The sequence below is a fragment of the Cupriavidus sp. HPC(L) genome, assembly GCF_000307735.3.
Lineage (GTDB): Bacteria > Pseudomonadota > Gammaproteobacteria > Burkholderiales > Burkholderiaceae > Cupriavidus.
In genome coordinates this window covers 41,199-49,075 of sequence record NZ_AMPR02000024.1, presented here as the reverse complement: position 1 = coordinate 49,075, position 7,877 = coordinate 41,199, and the positions used below count along the sequence as shown (strand labels likewise).

General features: G+C 69.5%; 8 protein-coding genes. 3 read left to right on the top strand and 5 right to left on the bottom strand.

Translation table 11 applies throughout. The features are described 5' to 3' along the window. The coding region (locus tag B551_RS02765) for an AsmA family protein (protein WP_043437002.1) at nt 1-628 on the bottom strand (628 nt) is incomplete at its 3' end. A gap of 271 nt (nt 629-899) precedes the next feature. Between B551_RS02765 and B551_RS02760 the strand changes: the two genes are divergently transcribed. Beyond that, a complete protein-coding gene (locus B551_RS02760; protein WP_043437022.1) occupies nt 900-1,742 on the top strand; it encodes a ThiF family adenylyltransferase in 843 nt (280 codons plus the stop codon). A 94-nt stretch (nt 1,743-1,836) separates the two neighbouring features. On the opposite strand, the gene B551_RS02755 is transcribed toward B551_RS02760, so the two are convergent. Beyond that, the gene (locus tag B551_RS02755; RefSeq protein WP_006580022.1) at nt 1,837-2,415 is read right to left on the bottom strand and encodes an ATP-binding protein; all 579 of its coding nucleotides are present in this window, start codon (nt 2,413-2,415) and stop codon (nt 1,837-1,839) included. Nucleotides 2,416-2,532: 117 nt separating this feature from the next. Here B551_RS02755 and B551_RS02750 point away from each other — a divergent pair, with 117 nt between their 5' ends. Further along, nucleotides 2,533-3,057 carry a hemerythrin domain-containing protein gene (locus B551_RS02750; protein WP_023263435.1) on the top strand — a complete coding sequence of 175 codons (525 nt, stop codon included), beginning with the start codon at nt 2,533-2,535 and terminating at the stop codon, nt 3,055-3,057. 216 nt (nt 3,058-3,273) lie between these two features. On the opposite strand, the gene trxA is transcribed toward B551_RS02750, so the two are convergent. Continuing rightward, on the bottom strand, nt 3,274-4,119 hold the full coding sequence (gene trxA / locus B551_RS02745; RefSeq protein WP_006578662.1) for a thioredoxin: 846 nt from the start codon (nt 4,117-4,119) through the stop codon (nt 3,274-3,276). A gap of 309 nt (nt 4,120-4,428) precedes the next feature. On the opposite strand from trxA, the gene B551_RS02740 reads away from it, so the two are divergent. Then, a complete protein-coding gene (locus B551_RS02740; RefSeq protein ID WP_023263434.1) occupies nt 4,429-6,129 on the top strand; it encodes a long-chain fatty acid--CoA ligase in 1,701 nt (566 codons plus the stop codon). A 30-nt stretch (nt 6,130-6,159) separates the two neighbouring features. On the opposite strand, the gene B551_RS02735 is transcribed toward B551_RS02740, so the two are convergent. Next, a complete protein-coding gene (locus B551_RS02735) occupies nt 6,160-6,966 on the bottom strand; it encodes an ankyrin repeat domain-containing protein (RefSeq protein WP_157071897.1) in 807 nt (268 codons plus the stop codon). A gap of 13 nt (nt 6,967-6,979) precedes the next feature. Next, nucleotides 6,980-7,729 (bottom strand): gamma-glutamylcyclotransferase, encoded by a 750-nt coding sequence (locus tag B551_RS02730; RefSeq protein ID WP_006578664.1) that lies wholly within the window; start codon nt 7,727-7,729, stop codon nt 6,980-6,982. Between the last annotated feature and the right edge of the window lie 148 nt (nt 7,730-7,877).

The following is a 7,877-nucleotide window of genomic DNA, read 5'->3' as shown; positions in this document are numbered from 1 at the left end:
AAGGTGCCGATGAAGGTGCGGATGAAGGTGCAAGCGGGCCGTCGCGATCCTTGTCATATAGCTGGGCATCGCCGATGGTCTCCAGCGTCGCGCGCAGTTCGATCTTGCTGGCGGCGTCGTTCAGCGCCAGATGGCCGCGCGTCAGCACCACCTCGCCGATTTCCAGATGCCATTGCGATGGCTCCTTGTCTTCGCGGGTGGGGAAGGTCCAGTTGTTGCGCTTGTCGGCCAGCCGTTCGAGCGCGACCGAGGGGCCGTCGATCGTGATGGTCGGCAGCGAGATCTCGCGCGCCAGCAGCGGCAGCGGCCGCAGCAGGAACACCAGCTCGCGCGCGGTGGCGAGGTTGGGCTGCTGGGTCCAGTCGGGATTGCCGATCGTGATGTCGCGCGCGGACAGCCGCGGCCACGGCACCAGGCGCCGCCAGCCGCTCTCGCCTTCTGGCCGGCGCCAGGTCAGGATCAGGTCGCCATTGACGGCGAATGGCCGCCCGATCGCATCGCTGACCTTCTCGTTGAGCCACGGCTTGAGGCGGTTCCAGTCGAACAGCAGCACGAAGGCCACCACCGCCGCAATCAATACCAAGGGCGTCAACACACTCCACAGCACGGCCTGGCGGCGCATCGACATTGAAGGGCTCCTGGCCGGCGCACGCGCGGACCGGGCTGGTGCGCTGGCGCGGCGGACGTACCACGTTGCGGCTATTGTATAGTTGCGCGCCGGGCCGTCCTGTCGGCATGCGACTGACAATGATGCCCGCGTTTTCCGCATTTTTCGCCCGCCGCCGCGCCTTGTCCCTGCCGGCCGGCGGGTCCAGCCGATGGTGAAGTCCTCGATGGCCGACGACCGCAACGCGCACTCCCGACCCGACCACAATGACGACCCCGCCGCCGCGCTGGCGCTGGCGGAACTGCCTGCCGCGCTGCCGCACGACAGCGCCGAGGCCGACGACTATCACCGCCGCTTCGGCGGCGTGGCGCGGCTCTACGGCGCCGAGGGGCTGGCCCGGCTCGAGGCGGCCAGCCTCTGCGTGGTCGGCATCGGCGGGGTCGGCAGCTGGGCCGCCGAGGCACTGGCCCGCAACGCGGTGGGCCGCATCACGCTGATCGATCTGGACCATATCGCCCCGTCCAATACCAACCGGCAGATCCACGCATTGGGCGACGAGTACGGGCGCGCCAAGGTCGAGGCGATGGCGCAGCGGCTGGTGCAGATCAACCCGCGCGTGCGGGTCCGTCCGGTCGACGATTTCGTGACGCCCGACAACGTCGAGGCGCTGCTGGCCGGCCACGACTACGTGATCGATGCGATCGACGCGGTCAAGGTCAAGATCGCGATGCTGGGCTGGGCCCGGCGCCAGCGGCTGCCGATCGTCACCTGCGGCGGCGCGGGCGGCCAGCTCGACCCGACCCGCGTGCGCGTCGCCGACCTGTCCCGCACGATCCAGGACCCGTTGCTGGCCAAGGTCCGTGCCGGGCTGCGCAAGCAGTGGGGTCTGCCGCGCGACCCGAAGAAGCCGTTCGGCCTGCCGGCGGTCTATTCCGACGAACCGTTGCGCTATCCCGAGCCCGAGCAGCAGGCATGCGAGATCGACGAGGCGCCGTTCGCCGACGCCGCCCATCCGCCGCGGCAGGGGCCGCAGGGGCTGGCCTGCGCGGGCTTCGGCTCGTCGGTGGCGGTCACCGCGGTGTTCGGCTTCGTCGCGGCGTCGGTGGCGCTGAGCGCGATCGCGCAGGCCCGCTGACGCTGGCGGTTCTCTGTCGCCCCCGCGAACGCGGGGGCCCAGCGACTTGAGCTCAAGCCACTGGGTCCCCGCCTGCAGGGAACGACACGAGTGTTCAGGCGCGCAGCGCGTCCAGCAGCCGCGCGACCTGCGCCTCGCCGGGCGCGAGGTTGTCGAAGAAGATCAGTTCGGGATAGTCGGCCGCCGCCGGCATGAAGCGCCGCTGCCGATAGTCTTCCCAGTGCGCGAGCTTGTAGGCGTCGTTGGGATTGCCGCGCCGCACGATGCGCGCGTGCGCCTCGTCCTCCGGCAGATGGACCCAGACGATGCGCACCGTGGTGCCGGCCGGCACCGCCAGCCAGTTCGGGTCGCTGAGCCGATGCTCGCGGATCTCGCGCGACAGCGGGCCGATCACGATCGCGCTGATGCCCAGCGCCAGGTTCTCGCGCGCGGTATCGAGCAGGCCCTGGTATTCCGGATCGCGCAGATGCTGCAGATAGAGCGGACTGTCGCGGTCGTTGGGATCGCCGGTCAGCGCCCCCATCGCGGCGGCGCTGTAGCGGCCGTACAGCGTGTCCTTGTCGAGCAGGCAGAACGGCTCGCCGGTGGCCTCCATCAGCGGGCCGATCAGCCGATGGGCCAGCGTGGTCTTGCCGGTACCGGCATGTCCGCAGAAGAAAATCAGTCGTGGCATCGAGGGGAACGAAGGGGGAAGGACGGCGTGCCCGGCGCGGGATTCGCGCGGGATTCGGTATCCTTGCGCGTATCCCTGTGCCTTCGGGCATTCCGCGCAGCATAACCGATCGCCTACATGACCGTTTCCGCTCCCGCTTCCGCTCCCGGTTCCGCTCCCGCTCACGCTGACGCCTCCGATCACGCGGCGCCGGCCCCCACGGCTTCCCCTGCCGCACCGCCCGAGCTCGACAGCAGCGCGCTGCCGGCCGACCTGCATCTGGGCGAGCCGGTCACCGACCATACCCATGCGGAGTTCGTGCTGCTGCTGGAGGCCGCCGCGCGTGCCGGCGACGATGGCTTTCTGGCGGCGCTGGACGAATGGATCGACCACACGCGCTATCACTTCGGCATGGAAGAGGCGTGGATGGAGGCGATGAACTTCGGGCCGCGCCAGTGCCATGCCGGCGAGCATCGGCAGATGCTGGAGATCGTCGACAAGGTCCGGGCCAAGGTCGAGCAGGAAGGAGACTTCGAGACCGGGCGCCGCCTGGTGGCGGAACTGCCCGGCTGGTTCGCGCTGCATGTGCGCAAGCAGGACGCCGCGATGGTCGCCCATATGCGGCAGAACGGCTTTACGTTGGTGGAGGGGCCGGCGGGTTGAGGGTGGGGCGATTGCCTGCGCTTCAAGACCACCCCCTCTCCCCAATCCTCTCCCCCTGAGGGGGAGAGGGGGGCGCACTCGGCAAGCTCGGACAGACATAGCGATCGGTTTTCTGCTTTCCTGCTCGCCGGACATCGCGGTCGGTTTTCTCCCCTCTCCCGCTTTGCGGGAGAGGGGCCGGGGGAGAGGGCAGCCGCCCCCGTCAGCCCAACGGCCTCAGTTCAACGCCGCACTCAACTGCCGCCGCCAGCGCGACACCGCCTCCGGCGCGTCGCCCATCATCTCGAACACCGACAGCATCGTCTTGCGGCCGACATCGTCCTCGAAGCCGCGGTCGGTGCGCACGATCGCCAGCAACTGCTCCAGCGCCGGTTCGTATTGACGGCGGGCGATCAGCAGCCGCGCCAGATCGAGCCGGGCCTGCAGGTCCGCGGCATTGGCCTCGATGCGGCCGGTCAGCGTGGCCTCGTCGGGCAGGTCGCCCAGGCCCTTCATCGCCTCGAGCCGCGTCTGCAGCGCGGCGTAGGCATCGTGCTGCGGCGCGCGCGGCGTCAGCATGCCGAACTGGGCCTCGGCTTCCTCCAGCGCATTGCCGTCGAGCAGGAACGCGATGTAGTCGATGCGGGCCTCGTCGAAGCCGGGATCGAACGCCAGCGCGGCCTGGAAGGCCTCGCGCGCGATGTCGCGCTTGCCGCCGGCGGCCGCCTGTCGTGCCTCGCGCAGCGCGATCTGGCCCGGGTTCGGCGTGACTCGCGCGATGAATTCGCGCAGGCCCGATTCGGGAAGCACGCCGATGAACTGATCGACCGGCTTGCCGTCGACAAAGGCCACCACATGCGGAATGCTGCGCACGCCGAAGTGGGCGGCCAGCTCCTGATTCTCGTCGACGTTGATCTTGGCCAGCTTCCACTTGCCGCCGGCCTCGCGCTCGAGTTTTTCCAGCAGCGGGCCCAGCGTGCGGCACGGTCCGCACCATGGCGCCCAGAAGTCCACCAGCACGGGGACGCTGCGCGACAGCGCAATCACGTCGTGGTCGAAGTTCTGCAGGGTGACGTCGCTCATTCCTTGCCTCGCTGTTCGTGAATTCCTGATATCGCGTGTGATCCGCGCCCGGCCCAGGCGCATGCCGCCAGGTTCGGCAACGCGCCGTACGGCCGGATCCCTGTGATCGATGTGGGGACGGCGCCGCTCATGTCAACCCTGTTTGCGGGAATCTACCCCTTGGAAATAGAACGGTCGTTCGGTTATATTGCTTGACGATTCGCCGCCGAGGCTGCTTGCCGGCCGCGGCGGCGTCGGCTCATCGCCAGACTACGACGCCCAGCAACGACGCTCGAGAACAGGTCGCGAAGACCGCTCAGGAGACAACGCATGCAGACCCAGAAGCCCGCCGCGCGCCCGCATTTCCAGTTCTGGCCCAAGCGGGCGCCCACCGCCATCGTGCTGCCCGAGACCTCGCTGTGGGTCAATCTGGAAGTGTCGGCGCGCCGCTATGCCGACAAGGCCGCGATCCGCTACTTCGGCAAGGCCATCACCTTCCGCGAGCTCGAGGCGCAGGCGACCGCGCTGGCCGGCTGGCTGCAGCGCGAGGCCGGCGTGGCCAAGGGCGACCGGGTGCTGCTGTACATGCAGAACTGCCCGCAGTTCATCGTCGGCTACTACGCGATCCTGCGTGCCGACGCGGTGGTGGTGCCCGTCAATCCGATGAACCGCGCCGAGGAATTCAAGCACTACATCACCGACGCGCAGGCGCGCGTGGCGATCTGCTCGGCCGATCTGGCCGGCGGCGCCGCGGCCGCCAATGCCGAGCTGCCGCAGGAGCAGCAGCTGCAGCATCTGCTGGTGACCCAATACGCCGACGCGCTGCCCGAGCGCCACGAACACCCCGAGGACGCGCCGCCCGCCTGGCTGACCGCCGAGCACCCGCTGCCGGCCGGCGCCGTGCCCTGGCGCGACGCGCTGGCCTCCGGCCACCAGCCCAGCCCGCATACCGCAGGTCCCGACGACATGGCGGTAATGCCCTATACCTCGGGCACCACCGGTTTCCCGAAGGGCTGCATCCATACCCATCGATCGGTGATGCACAACGTGGTCGGCGGTTCGACCTGGTCGGGCTCGGGCGCCGAGTCGGTGATCCTGTCGGTGCTGCCGCTGTTCCACGTGACCGGCATGCAGTACGGCATGAACGGCCCGATCTACAGCGGCGCGACCGTGGTGATGCTGCCGCGCTGGGACCGCGAGGTCGCGGGCCGGCTGATCTCGCGCTACCAGGTCACGCACTGGACCAATATCCCGACGATGGTGATCGATTTCCTGGCCAGTCCGAATCTGGCCGAGTTCGACCTGTCGAGCCTGCGCTATATCGGCGGGGGCGGGGCGGCGATGCCGCAGGCGATCGCCGAGCGGCTGCGCGAGCAGTTCGGCCTGAACTATCTCGAAGGCTACGGCCTGTCCGAGACGATGGCGCCGACCCACAGCAATCCGTCGGACCGGCCCAAGCTGCAGTGCCTGGGCGTGCCAACCTTCAACACCGATGCGCGCGTGGTCGACCCGGTCACGCTGAAGGAGCTGCCGCCGGGCGAGGTCGGCGAGATCATCGTCTGCGGCCCGCAGGTGTTCAAGGGCTACTGGGGCAAGCCGGACGCGACGCGCGAGGCCTTCATCGAGTTCGAGGGCAAGACCTTCTTCCGCACCGGCGACCTGGGCCGGATGGACGAGGAGGGCTATTTCTTCATCACGGACCGGCTCAAGCGGATGATCAACGCGTCCGGCTTCAAGGTCTGGCCGGCCGAGGTCGAGAACCTGCTGTACAAGCATCCGGACGTGCAGGAGGCCTGCATCATCGGCACGCGTGACGCCTATCGCGGCGAAACGGTCAAGGCCGTGGTCGTGCTGAAGGCGCACGCCAAGGGCAAGACCACCGCCGACGACATCATTGGCTGGGCCAAGGACAATATGGCCGCCTACAAGTATCCGCGCGTGGTCGAGTTCGTCGACGCACTGCCGAAGTCCGGGACCGGCAAGGTGATGTGGCGCCAGTTGCAGGAAGCCGAGAACGCGCGCCTCCGTTGATGCCGCGCGGTGCAAGGGGTGCGCGGCCGCTCAGTGCCCGCGCACCCGCATCAGCATCTTGACCATCGTCTTGTAGCCGCGCTCGCGCGCATGGCGCGTCGGCGTGACGCCGTCGCGATCGGCCAGGTTCGCATCGGCGCCGGCGTCGAGCAGCAGCTGCACCACGTGCTCGTAGCGCGCGCTGCCGTCGCCGAGCACGATCGCCTCGAGCAGCGCCGTCCATCCCAGCGCATTGACATGATCGACCGGCACGCCGGCCTGCAGCAGCAGCTGGACCACCTCGGGGTTGCCGTGCTGCGACGCCGCGGTCAGCGCGGTGCCGCGATAGCGGTCGGTGCTGCGCGGATCGGCGCCGTGCGCCAGCGCCAGCCGCACCAGTTCGAGCTGGCCGCTGGCGGCGGCCAGCAGGAAGGCGCTGTTGGCCTGCTCGTCCTTGTGATTGACATCGGCGCCCGCGTGGATCAGCGCGCGGGCCGCCTCGCCATGCCGCTGATAGACCGCGAGCAGCAGCGCCGTGCGTCCGCGCTCGTCGGCGGCATGCGGCGACGCGCCGGCACCCAGCAGCTTGCGCACCAGCGCCGCGTCGCCGAGCGAGGCGGCAGTCAGCAGATTGCGGTTCAGCCCGCTCAGCCCGTCGTGTGGCCTGCCGGCGCTGCCCGGCTGCGTGGCGGCACGTTGTGGGGACGACGGCGAAGCGGGAGCCGGCGAGGACGAGCCGGGCCGGGCCGCCATCGATACGCCGGCCGGCCCTGACAGCAAGGCCCCACCGAGCAGCAGCCCCGACAACCCCAGCGCTTCGGCGACCATCAGGCGGCGGGCTCGGGCGGGGGCGGGCATGGCGCTCTCCGGTTCAGGCGGCGTTGGCCGCTTTGCTGTCGGCGGCGGGCTCGCCGGCCGATTCACCGTCCGATTCGTCGGCCGGTTCCGCGTCGGCGGCCTGGATCTGCCGCCACAGCCGGCCCAGATAGGGGTCGTCGACGCCGTGCGTGGCCAGGCCCAGCAGTGTCTGGTGCAGATAGTCGCGCGCGGGGCCGTACAGGCCGGTGGCGCGCCGCAGGCAGGCCACCACGCGCTCGTCGGGCAGGCGGCCGGCATAGGCTTCGTGGGCGCGGTTCATCACGAAGGCGAGCGCCCGCTGCGGGGCCGCATCGCCATCGAGCTTCACGCGCAGCCACCGCGGATGGTAGGCGCCGGTCATCATCTCCCGGCGCCACAGCACGCGGAATTCCTGCTCGACGACGTGGCTCGGGATGCGGAACACCATGCCGTGGCAGCTGCCGCCGCGGTCCAGGCCGAGCACCAGGCCGGGGTTGTCCCAGGTGCCGCGATTGATGCGCGAATAGAGGTAGAAACCGCGGTGGTAGCCGTGCACGGTCGCGAGCCGGCGCTCGGTGTGCACCACCATCGGGTTCCAGATCAGGGAGCCGTAGCCGAACAGCCAGACGTCGCCATGCATGTCCGGCTGGTCGGGCCGGCGATCCAGCGTGGACCGCAACGAGCGCTCGAGCGCGTCGTCCGACAGCAGCGAGGAAGCCACCGGGGTACCGCCCAGCGTGGTCCGCAGCCGGTCCGCTTCGAGATCTTGTCGGGTGATGGCCATGGTGCAAGCATAATGCAAAGCCGGGCAGCGGGAGGCTTGGTACACCACATGGCAGGAAGATGTCGGCGTGGGGCAACGGGGAAGCCCTACCCACTGCCGGCGGGGTGGCGGCCGATGTTGCGCCGTCCTTACAATGGCTGCCAACTAC

Coding starts and splice junctions, on each gene's coding strand:
- B551_RS02730 (WP_006578664.1), bottom strand. CDS start 7,729: ATGGCCATCACCCGACAAGATCTCGAAGCGGACCGGCTGCGGACCACG.
- B551_RS02755 (WP_006580022.1), bottom strand. CDS start 2,415: ATGCCACGACTGATTTTCTTCTGCGGACATGCCGGTACCGGCAAGACC.
- B551_RS02750 (WP_023263435.1), top strand. CDS start 2,533: ATGACCGTTTCCGCTCCCGCTTCCGCTCCCGGTTCCGCTCCCGCTCAC.
- trxA (WP_006578662.1), bottom strand. CDS start 4,119: ATGAGCGACGTCACCCTGCAGAACTTCGACCACGACGTGATTGCGCTG.
- B551_RS02740 (WP_023263434.1), top strand. CDS start 4,429: ATGCAGACCCAGAAGCCCGCCGCGCGCCCGCATTTCCAGTTCTGGCCC.
- B551_RS02735 (WP_157071897.1), bottom strand. CDS start 6,966: ATGCCCGCCCCCGCCCGAGCCCGCCGCCTGATGGTCGCCGAAGCGCTG.